The sequence below is a fragment of the Novosphingobium sp. PP1Y genome (assembly GCF_000253255.1).
Taxonomy (GTDB): Bacteria; Pseudomonadota; Alphaproteobacteria; order Sphingomonadales; family Sphingomonadaceae; genus Novosphingobium.
Genome location: NC_015580.1, coordinates 2,359,628 through 2,379,831 on the forward strand (window position 1 = coordinate 2,359,628; position 20,204 = coordinate 2,379,831).

The window sequence follows — 20,204 nt, forward strand, 5'->3', positions numbered from 1 at the left end:
TGCCGACGTGCGCTCGCGGCCATTTCCCAGGAGATGAACATGGCATATCGCAAGCAGGCTGGCGAGCGCGCTGACGTCTACACGCGCGTCACCGCCGAGATTATCGCAGCTATCGAGAACGGGGCCGGTGACTGGCGCGCACCTTGGCATCATCATGGCACCAGCGTTGCGCGCCCGACCAACGTCAGTTCGGCCAAGCGCTATCGCGGCATAAACACCGTGGCGCTCTGGGTGGCGGCGATGGCGGGCGGCTACAGCGATGGGCTGTGGGGCACCTATCGCCAATGGATCGAGGCCGGCGCGCAAGTCCGCAAGGGCGAGCACGCCACCACCGTGGTGTTCTGGAAGCAGGTGTCTTCCGCTGCCGACGATGACAGCGATGAGGACGAGAATGGCCATCGCAAGATGTTCGCGCGCGCATTTTCCGTCTTCAACGTGGCGCAGGTTGATGGCTATGAGGTGCCGCCCATCACGATGCTCCCGGACACGGCGCGCCATGCCGCAGCGGAAGCGTTCATTTCCAGCCTGGGTATCGCGACTGTCTTTGGCGGTTCGGAGGCCTATTATCGCCCCTCGACGGATACGGTGTGCATGCCCCCGTTCGAGTGTTTCCGCGACGCTGCCTCTTTTTACGGTGTCTGGCTTCACGAGAACGGCCACGCCTCAGGAGCCAAGCATCGGCTCGATCGCGACCTCTCCGGCCGCTTCGGTTCCGCCGCTTATGCGGCCGAGGAGTGCTGCGTTGAGATTCTGAGCGGCCTCGTGCTCGCGGACCTCGGCATCGCGCATCACCCACGTCCCGATCATGCAGCGTACATTGCCTCCTGGCTCGAGGTGTTGAAGAATGACTCACGCGCGATCTTCACGGCTGCCAGCAAGGCGCAGCAGGCTGCGGACTGGATGCACGCTCAGCAGCCAACGCCCCCGCCGGAGCAGATTGTATCATCGCCGCAGGATGGGGACGACGTTGCCGGCGTCGGCATTTCGCCTGCGTTCCTCGCCGCGTAGCAGCGCACGTACCTGCACGTGTTGGGCGAGGATATTCTCGCCTATGGTCTGCGACTGCTCGCCGCTGTCGATTGCTGCCGGTGCGGCACCTTGGCGCCCGGCTGCGGCCTCGCGCAGCTCTGCCCGGACCGCAACCGCCCTGTTCGCGGTAGCGCGGCTCACACCCGCCTGCCGCGCCAGGTTCGCGACCGACAGCCGGTCGCCGCTCGCCACGAGGCGCGCCAGGGCGCCCCGTAATCTGCGTTCGGTCTCGGTGCTGACCGGCTTCATGCCGCTGGATCCGCCCATAGCGCGATCACCTTCTTCATGCGGTCCCGATCCGCACGTATCGCCGTGCGTTGGGCGGCTGACAGGCGCTTGCTCTTCAACACCGCCTCGGCATCATCGATGGCGGATTGCCATGCCGGAACATGGCGGCTCGTGATACACGAGTTCGGACAGCGATCCGGCGCGCAGTTTGAGAGCCGCGGCGCCGCACCTTCGTTGGCGCTCCGCAGGCATAGCGCGGTCGCGCGATCGAAGAAGCAGTCGTTGAGCACGCCCACATGCAGCGTTCGCGCCAGATGAGCGAGCATCGCTTTCACCCGTTTTTCGTCTGCAACAATGCCGGGCAGCTCGGCGGCAGTTGCTACCCGCATCATTTCCGCAGTGATCCGAGCGCCTGCAGGTCCCGCCAGTCTCTCGCCATTGCGGTAGCCCTCATAATGGACGACGATATCATCGAGTTGACCAAGGGCGCGTTCCTGCTCGACCTCCTGCCGGAACCCGGATGCTGACGCTCCGGCGTAGCCGTCGAACATGGCGACCGAGGCGTGCTTGTACTGGATTTTCCCGGCAACCACGCCGAACGGCCGATTGGCGATATACCAGGCAAGCGTGCGACGGAACTGGCGGGTGTTGAAGACCCAGTTTCGGCCATCAACGAGCGGCACGGCAGGCATGTCGACAGAGCCATATTGCGCGTCGAGGTGCTCACGATAGCGGTTGATCTGCTGCACGATGTGGGGAAGCGTGCGCTCAACGGCTGTGCCCCGTTCGAGCACGATCCATAAACCGTCATGCTGATGCGGTGCGCGATGGCGGCGCGCAAGGCGCTCGGCCACCTCAACGGCGCGTGCGACGGGTGCAATCGTCACCCATTCTTCGATCTCACCGTGTGTCCCGCGTCCCTTGTAGATCATGCTCTGCACCGCGATCCGCTCGATCCGCCCATCGGCACTTTTGCCTCGCTTGATGCAATTCGGGCGCATGGCCTGGATTTCGCCATCGCGCATGCCGGTCAGATAGGAACACAGAATGTAGGCTGCCGTTTGCAGGTGCCGCTCTTCTCGGACAAGATCGAACGCATCGAACCGTTCACGCCAAGGACGTCCGCTATCGGGATCGAGGGTGATTAGCGTGTCCATACCGCCATGCTCGATGCCGAGTTCCTCGATTGCCGAGAGCACGAGCGCCCTCATGTTGGGCTGACTGAGCGTGGTCGGATGGATCCCTGCCTGCATGGCGATCAGCCGCATGTTCACGACGTGACCGTCGTAACGGTCGGATTCCGCGATGGCCTGGCTCATCCCCCCATTCCGCTGTGGGCGGTTCCAGACAGGAACACCACGGCCCGCCAACCGACGGGCAGCGGTCCACTCCGCCATCCGGTCCGCCAGACGGCTATGCTTTGTACTGGCGGGGCGCTCGGCATAGGCCGTTTCAAGTGCATCCAGTTCAGCGCGCGCTGCGAAGATGTCGGCCGCGAAGATGTCGATATATTTGAGCGACCAACGGATAAGTGCGCCGATTACCGGCTCAGGTATGCGCGGCGTGAGATTCTCGGAGGGCCGACCCTTGCAGCCCGCGACGGTGTAGATCGCGCGTCCGTGCCAAGGCACGAAGCGCAGCCCACCGTGGGACAGGAAGGGTGCCAGGCGGCGAAGCTGCACGATCGGCCGCAGGCATGCCGCCACCCGGCTCGGCTGCACGTTTCGCGCCCTCAGTTCGGCGAGATATCCATCGAGCAATGCCTGGTCGATGATCCGAACGTCGAACCGTCCGACTCGCTCCCGGACGAACGCCATGAACCTGCAGAGCGTCGCCAGCGCGGTGCGGGTCGATAGCGGGCGTAAACGCCCCGCGCGATCCGGGAGTAGTTCGTTCAGCCATGCATAGATATATTCCTTGGCTGTCAGACGTTCGATGGGGCAGGCAATCCCGCTGAAGTCGATCGTGCGGAAGGCATTACGCGCTGTGACGTGAATGATTGCGGGGTCGATATCCCAGATATCGTCGTGGAATCGGGACAGTTTGGCACGGTCGGTGCCATCCTTGAGCGCCATCGAAGCCAGCACAACGTCATCATGGGCGCGTATCGCGGAAAGTCCCGGCGCAAGGGCTGGCTGGCTCTCGCTCATAGTCGTGCTTCCACGGGAAGATAGAACAGTTCCGTGCCCGATAATTCGGCTTCGGTGCGGGCTGCCTCGACCAGCGCCATGGGGAAGGCTGGCAGGATCTGGCCCGCAATCCGCCACCAGGCCCGGCCGAACTTGCTCGCCCACTCTTCGGCGTCGAGCACCTCGCGCTGCGCAACCATGAAAGTTTGGAAGGCAACAAGCGCCGGCAGCTTGCGCGCCGTGATCACCGCGTTTTCGCATTCAAGGCACCCCCAGAAGGGCGTCGGGCAGGCTTCGCCCGCTGAACCGAACGGGCTTTTGAAGAAGCCGCTACAGCGGGCAAGCCACAGGTCCTCACCGGATGAAGATCTACAGTACGCAGGTTTCCCACCTTGCTCGCCCGCAGTATGCTGATCTCCATCGGCGTCGGGCAACAGGATAGTTGGCCGTAGCGCCATTTCCAGCGCGTCTCCGATGGCCTCGGCGACGGTTCGCTCGTGGATCGGTCGAAGTGCCGGGATTTCGGCATAATGCCGCGCCGCGACCGGTATCGAGTGCCCAACAGCGAAGTGCTCGAGCTGCCCACCGGTCTTGCGATACCATTCGGCCTTGTTGGTCTTGCGAAGGCGCGACAGCGACAGGTGTAGCGGCGCGCCGTCATCATCGAGCAATTGGTGGTGACGGACAAAGACCTCTATGCCTTTGCGGCTATCGTCGCCAGCCACGCGGAGCCCTGTGATGGTCCAGATCGCCCACAACCGATCTGTTCCGAGATGCCCTCGCGCCCGCTCGGTCAGCGCGAGGGCGAGCTTGATCAGGCCGCCTGGCGTGCCACTACCACCATCGCGTACACGCAAGCGTTTCCATTCCGATCCGCGCGCGCGACGCTTGTAATACTCGATCTCGACATAGCCCTTGGTGGGATTACGCAGGCAGTCCGCCTTGAGACGCAGCAGGCATTCCATTTCCATGCCGGTCTCAAGAGACAGGAGCACGAGGAACGCGATGAAGTCGAGCCGGGTCAGGTAGAAGCCGGCATGCAGGGCTTCCATCGTATTATCGATCCCACGGTGCCCGGCGAGTTGGACGAAGCGTCTTACGTCCTTGCGGCGTGTGCCGACCTGACCCAAGCGAACGATCGCGTCGACCACGGCGGCATAATGCTCGTGGACGCGAGTCCCGATCTCCATGCGCTTCGGAATCGGCGGTCGCGCGTCGCCCAGTGCTATCCGGCGTCGCGCGTCTTCGATCTGTACGCGGGCGGCATTTCTCAGCCGGTTTGCAATGCCGCTGCTATAGGCATCTCGTGGCTGGCTGACCCCGCCTTCGCCGTGGCCGATGAAGGTCAGGCGTGCGACCGTCTCCTGCGAGAGGATGCCGCCGCGCATTTCCGGTGCAAGGCGCAGAAGCCCAATCAGCGTTGCGAGAAGGTGACGCTGGTGGAAGCGCCCTCCGCCATTGCGCTCCAACCAGAGTTCGTAATCGTTGATCAGCGTCGTATCGATGTCGCCGAGCCCGCTCACCGACAGATCATTCATATCCAGGAACGTCCAGAACAGACCCAGTTGCCTGACCTTTCGTTGAACCGAACGGGCGATGGGGCTTGGTCCCATCCGGCGGATATATTCATCGAGCAACACCGCCATTTCGGCTGTAAGGGCTGTGCGCTTCCAGTTGCGCATGTCTACCAGCACCTCGCTGCCGTCATCGCAGCGAACAGCGAACCGCCGCGGATCGAGCGCCGTTGCACCTGTTGGGGACTCCGGCGCAGCTTCCGGGAAGCGGGCATGGTGCCCGCGTGTCACGCTGCTTTTTCCGGCGCGAGATCAAGCCCCCACTGCTCCACCGCCACATCGATAATCGCCTGACTTTCGTCGAGATGATCCAGATAGATGTAGGTGCTCTCGATCCGGCTGTGTCCCATCAGCCGCTGCAGCTTGAGCAGCGGATCGCCGATCAGGCGCCGATAGACCGAGCCGGTCTGCCCCGCGTCACCGCTGGCGGCGTATTTGACCTGTTCGCGCAGAAGCAGGGCAAGCATATGGACGGCAAAGGCGTGGCGCAGCATGTGTGGGGTCACGTCGATTTCAACCCCCAGTGCATGGCAGCGGGCGCTCGCGCGCATGAATACCGCCTCCCATGCCGGCATCGTCATCGGCCGCCCGGTTTCGGTGAGCCACAGGCTTAACGGTGCGAACGTATCTGCATCGATGAGCCTGGCGCGTTCGGTCGGAGACAAGCGATCGACGCTGACGACAGCTTCACGATCACCGTTGCTGACACGAAGGGATCTACGCCCAGTCGGCGTCGCGAGGATTGGCCGCGCATTCGAAGGTGGGGCGCGGCCTCCTCGCTTGCTGACGGCATTTTCCCGTTCGATGCGCGCATAGTCGTGCAGTTGGGCCAGCAGCCTGACGGGCAGGCGGATATCTCGTCCGCGACCTCCCTTCGCCGTAGCCGCCGCAAGCCGATACGGCACCGATCGGATCGACGGGTCGGAGAGCTTATGGTGTGGAAGCTCGCCGAGCAGCAGGCTCGATGCTTCCTGCAGCCTTAGCCCCGTCGTGATCAGGAACTCGGCGAACAGAGCGTTGCGCTCACCGTGGCGTCCACGCCAGTATGGATCCTCACGTCCATCCGGCAGCCGGCCTCGCAGGCCGACATCCCGGAACAGCATATAGCGCTCCAGATCGACGAAGCGCATGTTACCCTTGCGTGCCCCAGGCTCGCGCGCGCAATTGGCGGCTACGGCCTGACGTGGTCCGTCCGGCGCCGAACGGACCCAGCTCTGGCGATAGGTGAACGGCAGATCGGCGACCAGATTCTCGTCGCGCGCCCAGCGATAGAGTTTGTCGAGCGCGGCTACGGCGCGATTCCACGATGCGGCCGAGATTCGATAGGGCGGCTTCGACAGCCGCCGGGCATGGTGGAAGGCGGTGACGTCATCACGATCGGCCTGCCAGAGGGATTTGCCGTTTCTGCGTTCGCCCAGGAACCGCATCCAGACGACGATATCGCGCGCGTAGGCCCGAAGGCTGTTGAGCGACCGCACGCCCATCGTGGGACAGGAGCGGAAGAAGCGGTTGAGCTGATGATCATAGCTCCCGTCATCGCGCAGGATAAACGGCATTCCATCGACCAGTCCACACCTGCTGGCTGCTGAGATTTCGTCAGGCGTCAGCCCGTGAACCTGCCCATCGATTACGACGGTGGAGGGGAGGGAGGAGAGATCGGTGAAGAAGAGCTTGGGGATGGGAAGTCTCCGGGCGCCGATGTTTTGCCGGGGTGGGCTCGAGCCCACCCCGGCAAAACATCGCACCTCCAACAGGAAGGCGATCGATCATGGAGCTGCCTCATCATCATTGCGTCTGTGAGACGGTCCTGAAGAGTCGGGATAACGGTCGTATCTGGGATCACGAACTGGTGAGCGCCGTCATGCGGATCGCCGGCAACGGCGTCGGCGACACGCGCTGGAAGGTCCCGGGCGTGCTCGACTGGGGCAGCATGATTTACAACCCGCATGTCGATGTCAGCATGGAGACCACCACGCTCTATGCTTCGGACCGCGACGTCTTCCTGTTCCTGGTCGATGACACCCATCCGATCGAGGCCGGCAAGCTCCCCAACGGCGAGCCCGATCTCTACTTTCGAGGCTTCTACTGCTGGAACTCAGAAGTCGGTTCGAAGTCGCTGGGAATCGCGACCTTTTACCTGCGTGCGGTATGCATGAATCGCAACCTGTGGGGTGTCGAGAATTTCGAGGAGATCAACATCCGTCACTCGAAATTCGCCGCCAACCGTTTTGCGCACGAGGCCGCGCCCGCGCTCGAACACTTCGCCGACTCCTCGCCGCGCAGCTTCGTCGATGGCATCAAGCAGGCGCGCGAGCGGATCGTCGCCCGCAAGGATGATGACCGCGAGGACTTCCTGAGAAAGCGCGGCTTCTCCAAGGCCGAGACCTCGAAGATCATCACCGCGGTGCTGGTCGAGGAAGGCTATCCGCCCGAAAGCCTCTACGATTTCGTGCAGGGCATCACCGCGCATGCCCGGACCAAGACCAATCAGGACAGCCGGCTCGAACTCGAGGGCAAGGCGCGCAAGCTGCTCGAACGGGTCAACTGAATCGGCCCATCCCCCGTCGGCCGTCTTCGTCAGGTGGCGGCCGACACCCTTCCAATGCGCCCGGAAAGGAACCTCCCTTGGAAATCGGCCGCCATCTCGTGCTGAGCACCGTCCATGTCTCGATGAAAACCGCCGACCTGCTCGATGGTTGGGCTACGCTTGAACCGTCGAGCCGGCCGCTGGCGGTCGCTTCGACGCACTATGGCTGGTTCATCCCGACCCGCGAGGCCGAAGAGCCCGATCGGGAGCAGATCCCGGACGAAGTGCTCGCCGCGATGCGGGTCGGGCGCGAGCAGGGCTGCGATTACCTGCTGTTTGACTGCGATGCCGGCGAAGTCGATGGCTTGCCGAAGTTCCCCTGGTAGGCCTCCCATGCTGACCGCTGCCAGCCATCTGTCGGCCCTGGTCGTTGCCGCCTGGGGCATGGGTGTCGACAGCACGGCCATGATCATCGAATGGGTCGCGCGGGGCCTGCCGCTTTCGGTTGTGCTGACCGCCGATACCGGGACCGAGCGCGAGGAAACCTACGCGTTCCTGCCCCTGTTCCAGCAATGGATGATCGCGGCATCGAGCATCATATGGTGCGCTACACGCCGCGCCGTTTCAAGCATTGGCCGCCTTATTTCACCTTGCTCGAAAACTGCCTGACCAACGCGACGCTGCCTTCGATCAGCTTCGGCCGCCACTCTTGCAGCCAGAAGTGGAAGATCCAGCCGCAGGACCAGTGGGTGGCGCGCTGGAAACGCGCGCAGGATTGCTGGAGGCGTGGCGACAAGGTGGTGAAGCTTATCGGCTATGACGCTTCGCCCGCCGAAAGCCGCCGTTATGCTCACCGCGAAGGCCACGTCAGCGAACGCTTCGACTATCGCTATCCCCTGCGCGAGTGGGGCTGGGACCGGGCCCGCTGCGCCCAGCGCATCCGCGAGGAAGGTCTCCCCGTGCCGATCAAGTCGGCCTGCTGGCTCTGCGCTGCCCAGAAAGTCGACGAATTGCGCTCGCTCCCCCGCTGGTGTCTGCGTCTCATCGTGCTTGTCGAGGCCCGCGCGGCACCGCGCCTGCGCACGGTCGAGGGCCTATGGCGCTCATCGACCGCCGCGCGCCCAGGCTCGATGACCGCCTATATCCGCGACCAGGTCTTGCTCGATCCGGAAGAGATCGACGCGATTATCGTCGGCGCGCCGGTCGAGCTGGTCGATTTTCAACGCGTGGCCGCGGCCATTCCCGTCGAAGAGCGCCCGATCATGCGCGACTGGATCGAGCGGTTCAATCGCGAGGCCACCAAGCTCGCGGCATGATCGAAGTCGACAGTTTGGCCAAGTCCTCCCGATTTGCGACCCGGAAGGAGAGGGGGTGGCGCTGTGTGCCCGGAATTGCCGGGCAGCGATGGAGGACGCGATGAAGATCGAACTGCGCCGGATCAACCACAACGCCAAACTGTCCGAAGAATCCAATGCCTATACCGCCGAGATCTGGATCGATGGCGAGCGTGCCTTCGATGCCCGCAATCAGGGGCAGGGCGGCTGCGATTTCTACCGCCAGATCGGACGGTGGAGCGAGGCCGAGGTCAATGCATGGCTCAAGGCCAACCGCCCGGTCCGCACCTATCAGGGGCTGACCCTCGAACATGACCTCGAGGCCGAAGTCGGCGACCTGCTGGCGCGCGAACTCGAATATCGCCGGTTGAAGGGGCTGCTGCGCACCAATCTCGTCACGATCGAACGCGGCCAGGTCTTCCAATACCCCTTGCGCAAGCGTCCGCTCGATCTCGTAGCGCGCGCGGTCACTGCCACCAACCGCCAGGCCGTGATCGTCAATGGCGCTCACGACGACGTGATCCGGCAAGCTCTCGCCATCCTTCTGGCTGCCGAATGATCCGCAACCTCGCAGCGGAGTAGCGCGGGTGAACATCCCCTTTTCTGTCGCGCGGCGAGTGCCCGGCGCGGACCCCGACGTCGCGATCGACGCTCCGGTTCTCGATGCCATCGCGGGCGGCGCCTGGTTTGCCTTCAGCCTTTCGGGCGGCAAGGATTCCACCGCAAGCGCGCAGGCAGCGAACGCCTTGCTCGACCTGTTCGGGCATCCCCGTTCGCGCCGGATCGCCATCCATGCCGATCTCGGCCGCGCCGAATGGCGTTCCACCCCCGCGACCGTCGCAGCGGTTGCGGGTCGCCTCGGTCTGCCGCTCGTCGTCGTGCGCCGCGGCGCCGGCGATATGGTCGCGCGCTGGGAACAACGTTTCGCCCGTGGATGCCGCCGCTACGAAAATCTCGAACTCTATCACCTGATCGGCCCGTGGTCCTCGGCCAGCCTTCGGTTCTGCACCTCGGAACTCAAGGCCCAGGTCATTGGACCCGAGCTGACACGCCGCTACCGGGGCGAGACGATTGTCTCGGTGATCGGCCTGCGCCGGGCCGAAAGCGCCGCGCGGCGTGGTACGCCGATCTCGCGTCTCGACACCCGCTTCGCCAGGCCCGGAAATGCCTCGGGCACGCGTATGCTGAGCTGGTATCCGCTTGTCGACTGGTCGGAGCCGCAGGTCTTCGCCTGCCACGACCGGCACGGCTTGCCGCTTCACGAAGCCTATCGCTGCCATGGATCCACCAGACTGTCCTGCGCCTTCTGTGTCCTCGCTTCGGGCGCCGACCTCGCCGCCGCGAGCCGCGCCGCCGGCAATCTCGATCTTTACCGCCACCTGGTCGCGATGGAGGCGTCCTCCACCTTCTCGTTCCAGCCGGGACGGTGGCTGGCCGACGTGGCGCCGCATCTGCTGGCTCCGTCACTGGCGCGCGACATAGCTCTCGCCAAGCGCGACGCCGTCGCGCGCCGCGAAATCGAAGCGGCGATGCCACCGGCCCTACGGTTCGTGAAAGGCTGGCCGCCGCGATTGCCGACAATCGAGGAAGCAGGACGGATTGCCCTGGCGCGGACCCAACTGCTGGAGCGCCAAGACCTTGCGAACCATTTCCGGGATGCCCGCGCCGTCAGGCAGCGCTTCGCCGAACTCCTCGACGCAAGGCACAGGTTGCGCGTCTCTTCGCCATGAGGGGGAGGGGGTAGGGCGGATAGGACGGTGCGGAATTGGTTGCACCGGTATTGCGGAGCGCGCCATGTCCCTTCCTGCCACAATCCACACCTCGGTCGGTCAATCGCTGCTGGGCAAGATCACCAGATTCTTCAACAACGGCGTGTCGGATGTCCTCGTCGAGGCGCTCCAGAATTCGCGCCGAGCCGGCGCCAGCCGCGTCGAGATCGATACCATCAATGTTGGCGGCCGCGCCATCCTCGTTATCCGCGACGACGGCATCGGTGTCGATGATCCGGCCAAGCTGGTGACGCTGGGCGACTCAGGCTGGGACGCGGCCATCGCCCACCGTGAAGACCCGGCGGGCATGGGCGTGTTCAGCCTAGCGGGGCGCCGCGTCGAGATACGCTCCCATGCGCGGGGCGCCGACCATGGTTGGCGGGTCGTCATTCCGCCCGAAGCCTGGGAGACAGGCGCCGCCCTGGCTGTCGAGCCCTGGGAGATCGACTTCGGCACGGAAATCCGTATCGACATGCCCGAGGCATGGATCGCCGATCTCGCCAATGCTGCGGCCAATGCAGCCCGGCATTACCCGCTTCCGGTGCTGTTCAAGGGTGAGCAACTCAAGCGGACCGATTTTCTCGCCGGAGCCGTGCGTGTCGAGGGGTGGCACGGGTGCCGCATCGGCATCTTCCACGATCGCGGACACATTCCCTCCAGCTATCCGCGCATCAATTTTCACGGCCTCACGGTCTCCTGCCCCATGCCGAGCATCAGCGAGGTCGACGCCAGCGAAACCTGGCATGTGCGGGTGGACATCGCCGATGCCCCGGCGCTGCAGCTCGTTCTCCCGGCCCGCAAGGAAATGGTCCAGAACGCGGCGCTCGAGCACTTGGGCGAGGCCGCCGAGCGGGCGATCTTCCGCACGATCGCCCAAACCGGTCGGCATCGTCTGGCCCGTGCACAATGGCTGCGCGCCCGGGAACTTGCTGTCGACCTCCCCGAAGCCGAAGCTTGGCTGTTGGCCTGGTTTCCGCGCACCGCCGATGGCGAGGGCATGCCGGACGGCGAGCGCGTCGCCGCCGTACCGATGGTGCTGGTCCCCGACGCCGAGCCGCCAATCGAGCAATGCGCGGCCCGTGTCTTGCGATCGGGGGAGGCTCTGGGCGGTACGCTGGTTCGCGAGGTCTCCGAGTTCGAGGGATATGGCTGGTATGACGCCCTGCCGCGCATATCGGACCTGTCGTTCCGGTTCGAGACGGATAGGGGCACATTCCGCTACGAGGAAGGGCGTACGCTCCCCGACACAGTCCAATCGGGATACGTGGCGGCAATTGCACTCGACGTCACGGTCAACCCGTCGCGAGACGGAACCGACGCCGCCGTATGCCATTCCATGCCTGCCGACGTCCTGATTGCGCCCGATGACGGTTGGTCGGCCGACCTCGAAGAAACCGTGATCCTGCTGTCGCCCGGTTGCGCGATTGCACCCAACGACCTGGCCGATCTGCTGGAAGACACCTGCTTTTGCGCGCGGGATGATGTCGATGACGACAGCTGGTCCACCCAGCAACGCAATTTCCAGATGCAGGCACGGCAGATCGCCAACGCCCTGCTCCTGGGTGAAGACGCGGCGATCCTCGAGCGTATCCGCGACATCGTTCACGACGAGATCGGTTGGCTCATTCCCGCCGGACGGCAGGTGTCGATGGTTGCTGGTGGTGGCCAGGTGGAACTTGCTTTCGCGAATGCAGCGACTGTGTCCGCATCGGGCTAGCTGGAACACCCACGGCCGTGGCTATCCGCTGACCACATCTTCGGTCTACGCGACGAATTCATTGCGCCGATGGGCGTGGACGAGCCTTGAAAATGTGCATATTATGTGCAAATACTCTTGGTCAAAGGAGGTAACCATGAACGCTGTATCGATGGAGCGGCGCACCACTGCCATATCGGGGTTCGTCGAAAGCCTGCAAGAGCCGCGCACGCCCTATATCTCGCCCAAGCGGTTTTCCGCCGCATTGGGGGTACAGGTCGCGGGTCTCGCCAATCTGGCCGGAGTTCACCGCAATACCTTGCGCAACCCGGCTTCGGAACGTCTGCAGGACAAGCTTCGCGAGATGGTGAGGGTCATTTCCGCAGCCGCCACGCTGACCGGTGACGTGTCGAAGGCGATCTTCTGGTATCGCAACGAGCCGATCGCCGATTACGATCACAAGACCGCCGCCGAACTTGTCGCTGAGGGCCATTCCGACGCGGTGATGGCGCATCTGCGCGATCTTGAGAACGGCGCCAGCGGGTGAAGATCGCCACGCTTGGTCCCGATGACGTCTTCTACCGCTACCTCACCCCCAAATGGGCCTACGTGCCTTTGAGCGGTGCGGGCGCGGCGGCCGAAGGCGGTCGTTTCAATCGCATCGGCGTCGAAGCGCTTTATCTCGCCCGAGCCCCGCAAACCGCTTTGGAAGAGTACCGGCAGGATTCATCGCTCGTCCCGCCGGCGATGTTGGCGAGCTATATCCTTTCGGTCGACGGCGTCGTTGATCTGTCGGGCGGCTATGACCCCGCTCATTGGGCGGACGGATGGGCGGAGTGGGACTGCTCCTGGCGGCGGATGCTCCGGATCGACAAGGTGACGCCGCCCTCCTGGATATTGGCGGATCAGGTCATTTCCGCCGGCCACAAGGGCATTCTCTTTCCCTCGATCCGGCATCCGGGTGGGACCAATCTCGTGATCTTCAATTCCAATCTGACAGCTGACGATCGGCTGGGGGTTCACGATCCCGACGGACGCCTGCCCAAGGATCAGTCTTCCTGGCCAAACTGATCGCTCGCGAGCCGATCGTCGCCCTGCTCGCCATCCTATCTGGAGATGCAACATGCCCTACGCGGAGCTTGAGCCATTGCTGTCCCCACGACGCCAGCGGCTCGCGTCGTTCGAGCACGCATACGCAGTCGCGCTAAGAAAGCGTGGGCAAAGCGGCAGGAGCCAATTCATCGTGAGAACAGGCAATCCGGTTCAGCCGTTCCGTACGACCAGCCGAGCACCCCAACGGGACGAGCAAATCCTGGCGCTGGTCGCCTGATATCCTGCGTACAATCGGGAGATGCGCTGCCCACATGCTGCTGGCCGGAATAGACTGCCAAGACCATGTGTAGTCGCCAACAGCGTGGGGCCGGGATCGTCACCATCCGATGGACCACTCAGCCAACCTGTTGCGAAATGTCCTTCCCGTGAGGAAAACCCGTTCAATGTCCAAGACCAAAGCCACCTACGATATTGCCGGTCTCATCAAATATGCCGACCGCTCACCCTGGGCCGAAGCAATGGACGAGACCTTGTCCGCTCATCTTGGCCCAGTCCTGGAAGATGCCGGGCTCGATCCCGAGGCGCTTTTCGACCGGATCGGGTCGCATTGGGAAGGAAACCTCTGGGGCTGCGCCTTCGAGGATCTGCTGACACAAGAGATCGGACCCGACGGGCTCAACCTGGTCGAGGACTACCTCAAGCGCCGGGGCTGGAACGAGAAGGCACCCAGCAAGGCTTATATGCGGGCGCTGCGCCATTCGGTGATGTCGCTCTACGAAGTGAGCGAGGTCGTCCCGGGCCAGTCGATGAAGCTGCGCGACCTGCTGCGAGATGCCGAACCCGTCACCGTGCATGAGCGGAGCGCGACACAGACGCTGGTCAACTGGGACCGCATCGCCGCACGGGTCGTCGAAGTGCGCGCAACCCATGGTATTTCGGGCGCACTGCTGTCGTTCGGACCGGAAGCCAGCGCCGAACTGATCGCGGCCTTTGCGCGGCTTTCCGCATCTCCCGATCCGGACGCCGGCTTCGACGTGACCGATCGCGACCAGTTGCTGCGCCACACTGCCCCGCTGTTCACCGCCATGTGGCTGCGGGACTGTCTTGGTGCCTCGGCCAGATCCGGCTTGCCCGAACTGGTCAATGCCGATGGAGAGGACGTGGTGTTTCACCGCATCGTCTTTCCCATCGCCAAGGGGGCGACCCAAAGGGACATCGCGCAAAGGCTGGATGCGATCGCCGATCTCGAAACCGCCGGTCCCAAATTCTGGAACTGGCTCTTACGTGCTGGTGGGAACAGGCGAACGCGCGCCGTTCCGACCGGCAGCCAGCGCATTACCAGCACCATGGACGATGGCACGCCGGTGTTCGGCACGATCGCGCTGGAAGGCCGGCGTGTGGCCATCGAGGTCAACAGCGCCGAACGGGCCGAGAGCGCCAGGATGCAGTTGTCGCATTGGCTGGATGCCCTGGTGGGTACTCCGCTGACCGAAATCCGCACACTGGAGCAGATGCTGAACGACGACGCTCACCATGGCCCGCATCAGGAAGAGCCGGAACTCGACCCGCAGGACATGGAGCGTATCGTCCACGCCATGCTCGACCGCGAATATGCCAGCGCGCTGGATGAGCCGGTTCCCATGCTGGGCGGCAAGACCCCGCGCGCGCTTGCCCGCACCAAGGCTGGCCGCACGAAAGTCGCTGAATGGCTTAAATATCTGGAGCATGGCACAGCGAGGACGCAGGGCTCATGCGATCCCATGGCCAGCTACGACTTCTCATGGATGTGGGCGGAACTGGGTATTGCGGACCTGCGGAAATGAAGTCGGTTGGGAGTCCCGCAACCGCATGATCCCGGTCTTCGCCCGTTATGTGAACGGGCAGGATTGGCCTGAATTCAGCTTGACCGGCATGGCCGGCCAGCTCGAAGCAGTAAACAATGCGCCTTCTCGACGACCTTGCCGCCCGGCGGGCATTGTACGGCCGCCCGCTTGCGACCATGCCCGACGTGCTTCTCATCGACATTCCGCCCGTCTACGCGTCACCGAGCCTCCCTCTGGGGCGCTATTACCCCGTGATCCTCGAGACCGACGCTGAATATGCGGAAATAACGGCCTTCCTCGCAATGGAACGATCGCGCCTAGTCGTGCCCGACCTGTTCGATCATCGTCTTTCCGCGCTTCGAGCCGATGACATCGTCGTCGCTCGTTACCCGCCGCCCCGTCCGGAATGGCCCTGGCTGATGCTTTGTCGCTGGCCTGCGGACTATGCGATAATGGTCCCGGCACAGGACGAACATTTCGCCCGCGGTGCCTACACCAGCGAGGCCTTCGAGACACTCGATGATCTCGTCCAGGCCGAAGCCCGACTGGTCGAGACGCTGGGCTCGCACCGGCCGGTGCATCTGGCCGTTCTGCCCGAGACGTTGGGAACTGCCTGAGCGGAGCGTTGCCGGGCTGGAGCCAATATGCACTGGCCTGCGAAGACCCGATTTCTCCCGGTCCATCCTGCAGTTGCCTGAGCCCCAAAAAACCAAAGGCAGCCCTTTCGGACTGCCTTGGCATTTAGTTCCCTTGCGGGAAACGGACACTCCTGAGGGAGGCCGCCTGTGCTCCCCATATAGGTGTCAGGGTATGAACATGCAATTAAAAACTACGGGGCGGGAGGCGCTGCGGGCACCGGGAGCCATGCTAGCACAAGCCGCATCATGTCGTCGAACTCGACCTGAGGCATCCTGACGATACCGCCCTTGTCGGGAAGGAGTCTGCTGACGGCAACGCTGGTGATCTTGTCGCAGATCGCCCATGCCGCCCGGCCGTCGATCGTGGTCTGCAAGGGAAACGCCCAGTTGTTTCCCGGCTGGGCCTGCGTCGAACAAGGGACGGCGGTGACCGCCCCGTGCAGTGTGTTGCGGTAAGACAGGATGATCACTGGTCGACGCTTCCAGAATTCCGGCAGCTGGGCGTCCTGCGGAAAATCGCACCAGAGCAGTTGCCTGATCTTCGGCGCGCCGACCAGGCGCGGCGCGACCTTGGGCGGCGGCGCTTGTTCATGGGCAGACATGACTTCGGTTCTACTCCTCGCCCTTCACCAGGCGTAGCTTGGGTGCGCCGCGGCGGTTCTGTCGCCGCTTTGCCATTTCGGCCTTGTCTTTCATCTCGGCCAACTTCTCTTCTGCGAACGGCCTGGCGGCCTTGATCAGGCCGTCGAGGTGATAGACGTTCGTCTTGCTGCCCGTCTCCGTGCGCCGCTCTTCACGGCGGATGTAGCCAGCGCCTTCCAGCGCCGCGACATGCTTCTGGATCGTGCGGGGGTGCACGTCCATGGCTTTTGCCATCGTGCTCTTGGAAGGAAACGGCTTGCCTTCCGGCGTCCACCACTTGCTCGCCAGGTAGAGCACGATGTTGAGGTCGAGCGGGGAGAGGCCAAGCTGCTTCTGGTTTTCGATGATAACGCTGGGCAACGCGGTCCAGCCGGCATCCATGAGCGGCTTGGACCACTTCTTTTCATTGGTGCGCAGGTCGGCGTTGGCCGCCGGTTGCTTTTTGATCGCCATCGGAATAGTCCTTTCTTGATCCCGATATGTGCTTGCTACGCGGGCGAATCAAGTTTGAGGGGGAGGCTCTAGGGGCGCGGGTGGGCGGCGCTGATGCCTTCCGCTCCCGAGGTTCTGGAGGCCGGGGCCGGGTAGCCTTCAGCGCCCTACAAAGTAGGATGCGCTGTTAACCAGTATCCGCTCAACCGCATAATCCGCTACGGATAACCCAGTATCCCGAACGGGGAGGCGCTGATGCCTCCCGGTCGGGCCATTTTCTGCGAGTATGCCGCTTGCGTCGCCGGGTGACGGCCACGGGAATAGGCTTGCCTGCCACGCCGTGCCAAACGACAGAGCATCATGGTCATTCAACGAGTCGATTCCCGTTCCGGCGCCGCTGCCACGCATTGGCAGGTCATGCCTTGTTACCGGCACCTGTGATGGCAAGCCGCAGCAACAATGCCTATCGCCGTATGACGGGGCGGTTTCGTCTGAATGGCCGTAGCGCCATGCTCGAGACGGCCGAGGAGAAGCTGTTCTACCTCACGGCGTCCGACGATCTCTCGAATTTCGATGGCCAAGACGTTGTCGTCGAAGGCGAACTGTCTGGGGCTGATCGTTTGTCGCTGACCTGGATCGGTCTCGCCAGCGCCTGAGATTGGCCTTCATCGGCCTGCGACTGGACAAGTCATATTGGGCACGGTTCACTGCGCGGCAGGCCCGTCATGCTGTCCGCCGACCATGCCGCTGCGCTGAGAACTCCATCCCCTCCTGCTCTGCGGACCCACCTCGGCATCATTCGATTGGTGTTCCGCCTGCTTCCGTATGTGCGGGGCACAGATTGCCGTTCGCATGGTTGTGGTCGTTGGGCGGTTTGTGAAGCGGATTGAGGGGAAGGGCTGCTGCCCGCTGCGCGGGCACCGGGCTAACGGGCTGCGCCTCGAGCCCCGCTCTCGCGGGTCTCGCTCCTGACGGACTTATATCCCTGCCGCGGGGCGAGGGGGGATGGTGCGGTGTGTTGCCGCGCGAATGTGCATGAGATTCCATGCACCGTGCTGAAGACGAATGGAGTCAGGCGCGGGAGCGGCGCGAAGCGGGACGCCGCTCGAATTCGGTGGCGCTGGCTTCGAGATCGGCGGCGAGCTGGTTGAGGGCGCGCGCAGCGCCAAGCCGCATCAGACCATCGCCCTGCGCTCCCGAGCAACCGCGTGCGGCACGCTTGCGGGCGAGGTCGGCCACGGTGCGGAGCGTCGTCGAGTCCATGCCCGCATAATAGCCATGACGGGGTTCGGGCGCCAGCCCGTCGAGGTGGCGCGGGCGGTTCGATGGGTGAGGCCGGGGCATGCGGGAAGGGAAGTGCGACAACTCCCGCTCCGTGCGGGCGGCAAGGCCGGGTCCCTAGAGAAGAGGCGGTTTGAAGAGGGTGTCGCGAAGAAATGGTTCGAGAGCGACATTATCGAAGGAGTTGAGATCATGAACATTGGTGAAATCCGGAATGTGAACGGCCGTCTGACCGGTTCCATCGCCACGCGTACCATCGACCTGCCCCGCATCGGCCTGCGCAAGGTCGAAAGCATGAGTGACCGCGCGCCGGTCTACGAGATCCTCGCGCTCAACGTCGCTCGGCGCTGGGTGCAGATCGGGGCGCTGTGGGAAGCCTTCTCGAAGAAGACCGGCGAAGCCTTCCTCGCTGGCACGGTCGACGACCCGGGCCTGCCCGAGCCGCTGCCCGTCGCGTTGTTCCCGACCGAGGATGGCGGCTTCACCATCGCCTGGCGTCGCGAGACCGTGCGCGCCGAGTTCGGCGGTGGCTTCGGCACGTCGCAGCGCTCTTACGACCAGCGGTCCGAGGGCGGCTTCGGCGACAGCACGGCGGGCAACGATGGCGCGCTGATGGGGGCGGGCGCTGGCGCCGAGGATGGCGAAGACCTGCCGTTCTGACCTGGGCGGCCAGCCGAAGGGCCGGGGGCGCCAGTCGCCTCTGGCCCTTTTTCATTTCCCTTTCCCGTCAAGGAGCCAGACCCATGGCCAGTTCACCCGCAGCGCGCAGCGTCAGCAGCTTTCCCGACCTCAAGGAACTTTACGCCGAGATGACCGCCACCCCCGAATTCCAGGCGGCGTTCGGCGATCCGCTTGCCATGTCGATCATCGAACCGGGCGAGCAGCCCGGCGAGCATGAGATGCCCGACCCCTTCGCCGCGCAGGCCGAATGTGGCGGCATCGTCGCCACCATCTTCGACCTGTTCGCCGGAACCCGGCTTGAGCCGCTCGCAGCGGAAATCGCCTGGGGCTTCGTCAACAGCTTCCACTTCGTCGCCGGCAAGCTCGAACGGCGCGAGGATGCCTTGGCACAGGAAGTCGGGGACATGGCCCGTCATCCCGACATGAGCGAGGTCTACAACAGCGAGATGGAGGAGAAGCAGATCCTCTGTCAGTCGGTCGCAGAACAGCGCGAGGCGATCGAATGCATGCGCGACTATGCCGCCGAAATGTACCGCGTTCTGTCGGGTTGGCCCTGGTCGGCGGCGCGCGGCAGCAAGGCATCCTCGGCCTCGACCGCGAGCCAGATCGCCGCGCTCGATTTCCTGCGCGCCCGTGAACTCGCGACCCGCGAGAAGCACATGCCGAGGGGACCCATCGTGGTGTTTTCCGGGCCTGCCCAATGGCACGACTGGGAGACACTCTGGGCCAAGCTCGATGAGATCAAGCAGCGCATTCCCCATATGACGCTGGTGACGACTGGGCAGCGCAAGGGAGCGGATGCCATTGCCGCCGCCTGGGCGGCGCGGAGCGAAAACGGCGTGCCGCTCGTCGCCTATGGCCTCTATGGCAATGGGCGCAAGACCGCCTTTACGCGCAACCGCAAGCTCGCCGAGCTTAAGCCGGTCGAGGCTTTGCTGTGCGAAGGCTCGGGGTTGCAAGCCAATCTCTACCAGACGCTGCGGCAGGCCAATGTTCCGATCCATGCCTTCCGCAAGGTTGATCAGGTCGCCGACAGCGCGGTGCGGAGGATGCGGGCCTAATCGCTCGACGCCGGTGCGGGACGAAGTTTCTCCGCCTCCGCATTTGCTCCCGATGGCAACGATGCTGGGCCGGACGCGGTTGCCGCGTGCCGGCCCATTTTTATGCTATGGGGGAGCCACTCCACCGCCTTGTCACGCTCATTGCGATGGCTGGATCGTCGCCAATTTACGGTGGGATTCGGGGTCGCAGCGTCGGCGCAAACAGGGCCAACACGGGCATCGAGCCCGTGCTGGTCCTCGGGTGCGTGGGGCGAGGTGGGTGTATAATTCTCTCTACCAACAAGTCCAAGTTTGGCACGGGGACAGC

The 20,204-nt window shown here is 63.9% G+C and carries 21 protein-coding genes and 1 pseudogene; 15 read left to right on the forward strand and 7 right to left on the reverse strand.

The features are described 5' to 3' along the window. Positions 1-39: 39 nt before the first annotated feature. Complete coding sequence (locus PP1Y_RS17240) at positions 40-1,008, forward strand: ArdC family protein (protein ID WP_013831460.1); 969 nt, start codon at positions 40-42, stop codon at positions 1,006-1,008. Here PP1Y_RS17240 and PP1Y_RS25405 read toward each other — a convergent pair. The 4 genes from PP1Y_RS25405 to PP1Y_RS17255 are packed head-to-tail and all read right to left on the reverse strand — an operon-like array spanning position 943 to position 6,687. Further along, positions 943-1,278 (reverse strand): hypothetical protein, encoded by a 336-nt coding sequence (locus PP1Y_RS25405; protein WP_079731798.1) that lies wholly within the window; start codon positions 1,276-1,278, stop codon positions 943-945. The genes PP1Y_RS17240 and PP1Y_RS25405 overlap by 66 nt on opposite strands. After that, entirely contained in the window at positions 1,275-3,407 is a 2,133-nt protein-coding gene (locus tag PP1Y_RS17245) for a hypothetical protein (protein ID WP_013831461.1), read from the reverse strand. The genes PP1Y_RS25405 and PP1Y_RS17245 overlap by 4 nt, the downstream gene beginning before the upstream one ends. Beyond that, positions 3,404-5,191: a hypothetical protein gene (locus PP1Y_RS17250; protein WP_013831462.1), complete on the reverse strand. Its 1,788-nt coding sequence runs from the start codon at positions 5,189-5,191 to the stop codon at positions 3,404-3,406. The genes PP1Y_RS17245 and PP1Y_RS17250 overlap by 4 nt, the downstream gene beginning before the upstream one ends. Beyond that, the gene (locus PP1Y_RS17255) at positions 5,188-6,687 is read right to left on the reverse strand and encodes a site-specific integrase (protein WP_013831463.1); all 1,500 of its coding nucleotides are present in this window, start codon (positions 6,685-6,687) and stop codon (positions 5,188-5,190) included. Before PP1Y_RS17255 ends, PP1Y_RS17250 begins: the two co-directional genes overlap by 4 nt. A gap of 98 nt (positions 6,688-6,785) precedes the next feature. Between PP1Y_RS17255 and PP1Y_RS17260 the strand changes: the two are divergent. From PP1Y_RS17260 to PP1Y_RS17305, 11 genes and pseudogenes are all read left to right on the forward strand, one after another. Then, positions 6,786-7,508, forward strand: a pseudogene (locus PP1Y_RS17260) (hypothetical protein); the annotation flags it as partial. A gap of 77 nt (positions 7,509-7,585) precedes the next feature. Next, a complete protein-coding gene (locus PP1Y_RS17265; RefSeq protein ID WP_013833368.1) occupies positions 7,586-7,873 on the forward strand; it encodes a hypothetical protein in 288 nt (95 codons plus the stop codon). A gap of 7 nt (positions 7,874-7,880) precedes the next feature. After that, positions 7,881-8,156 (forward strand): hypothetical protein, encoded by a 276-nt coding sequence (locus PP1Y_RS26630; RefSeq protein ID WP_067738998.1) that lies wholly within the window; start codon positions 7,881-7,883, stop codon positions 8,154-8,156. Then, entirely contained in the window at positions 8,087-8,803 is a 717-nt protein-coding gene (locus tag PP1Y_RS17270; RefSeq protein ID WP_311202086.1) for a hypothetical protein, read from the forward strand. Before PP1Y_RS26630 ends, PP1Y_RS17270 begins: the two co-directional genes overlap by 70 nt. Before the next feature lie 100 nt (positions 8,804-8,903). After that, on the forward strand, positions 8,904-9,380 hold the full coding sequence (locus PP1Y_RS17275; RefSeq protein WP_041559375.1) for a hypothetical protein: 477 nt from the start codon (positions 8,904-8,906) through the stop codon (positions 9,378-9,380). 28 nt (positions 9,381-9,408) lie between these two features. Then, the gene (locus PP1Y_RS17280) at positions 9,409-10,551 is read left to right on the forward strand and encodes a phosphoadenosine phosphosulfate reductase family protein (protein WP_083835217.1); all 1,143 of its coding nucleotides are present in this window, start codon (positions 9,409-9,411) and stop codon (positions 10,549-10,551) included. Between the two features lie 64 nt (positions 10,552-10,615). Next, complete coding sequence (locus PP1Y_RS17285; protein WP_013833371.1) at positions 10,616-12,307, forward strand: ATP-binding protein; 1,692 nt, start codon at positions 10,616-10,618, stop codon at positions 12,305-12,307. A gap of 136 nt (positions 12,308-12,443) precedes the next feature. After that, the gene (locus PP1Y_RS17290) at positions 12,444-12,833 is read left to right on the forward strand and encodes a hypothetical protein (RefSeq protein WP_198409095.1); all 390 of its coding nucleotides are present in this window, start codon (positions 12,444-12,446) and stop codon (positions 12,831-12,833) included. Further along, positions 12,830-13,357, forward strand: a complete 528-nt coding sequence (locus PP1Y_RS17295; protein WP_013833373.1) for an RES family NAD+ phosphorylase — start codon at positions 12,830-12,832, stop codon at positions 13,355-13,357. Before PP1Y_RS17290 ends, PP1Y_RS17295 begins: the two co-directional genes overlap by 4 nt. A gap of 425 nt (positions 13,358-13,782) precedes the next feature. After that, the gene (locus tag PP1Y_RS17300) at positions 13,783-15,162 is read left to right on the forward strand and encodes an antitoxin Xre/MbcA/ParS toxin-binding domain-containing protein (RefSeq protein WP_013833374.1); all 1,380 of its coding nucleotides are present in this window, start codon (positions 13,783-13,785) and stop codon (positions 15,160-15,162) included. A 116-nt stretch (positions 15,163-15,278) separates the two neighbouring features. Then, positions 15,279-15,779, forward strand: a complete 501-nt coding sequence (locus tag PP1Y_RS17305; protein WP_013833375.1) for a hypothetical protein — start codon at positions 15,279-15,281, stop codon at positions 15,777-15,779. A gap of 212 nt (positions 15,780-15,991) precedes the next feature. On the opposite strand, the gene PP1Y_RS17310 is transcribed toward PP1Y_RS17305, so the two are convergent. Further along, positions 15,992-16,402, reverse strand: a complete 411-nt coding sequence (locus tag PP1Y_RS17310) for a type II toxin-antitoxin system PemK/MazF family toxin (RefSeq protein ID WP_013833376.1) — start codon at positions 16,400-16,402, stop codon at positions 15,992-15,994. Between the two features lie 10 nt (positions 16,403-16,412). Next, positions 16,413-16,895, reverse strand: a complete 483-nt coding sequence (locus PP1Y_RS17315) for a helix-turn-helix domain-containing protein (RefSeq protein WP_013833377.1) — start codon at positions 16,893-16,895, stop codon at positions 16,413-16,415. 419 nt (positions 16,896-17,314) lie between these two features. Between PP1Y_RS17315 and PP1Y_RS17320 the strand changes: the two genes are divergently transcribed. Continuing rightward, the gene (locus tag PP1Y_RS17320) at positions 17,315-17,530 is read left to right on the forward strand and encodes a DUF5818 domain-containing protein (protein WP_041558951.1); all 216 of its coding nucleotides are present in this window, start codon (positions 17,315-17,317) and stop codon (positions 17,528-17,530) included. 415 nt (positions 17,531-17,945) lie between these two features. On the opposite strand, the gene PP1Y_RS17325 is transcribed toward PP1Y_RS17320, so the two are convergent. Next, positions 17,946-18,218 (reverse strand): hypothetical protein, encoded by a 273-nt coding sequence (locus PP1Y_RS17325; protein WP_041558952.1) that lies wholly within the window; start codon positions 18,216-18,218, stop codon positions 17,946-17,948. 129 nt (positions 18,219-18,347) lie between these two features. On the opposite strand from PP1Y_RS17325, the gene PP1Y_RS17330 reads away from it, so the two are divergent. Both PP1Y_RS17330 and PP1Y_RS17335 read left to right on the forward strand, forming a co-directional pair. Further along, positions 18,348-18,815: a DUF736 domain-containing protein gene (locus tag PP1Y_RS17330; protein WP_041559376.1), complete on the forward strand. Its 468-nt coding sequence runs from the start codon at positions 18,348-18,350 to the stop codon at positions 18,813-18,815. 83 nt (positions 18,816-18,898) lie between these two features. Further along, positions 18,899-19,897, forward strand: a complete 999-nt coding sequence (locus PP1Y_RS17335) for a DUF2493 domain-containing protein (RefSeq protein WP_013833380.1) — start codon at positions 18,899-18,901, stop codon at positions 19,895-19,897. The last annotated feature ends 307 nt before the right edge of the window (positions 19,898-20,204 follow it).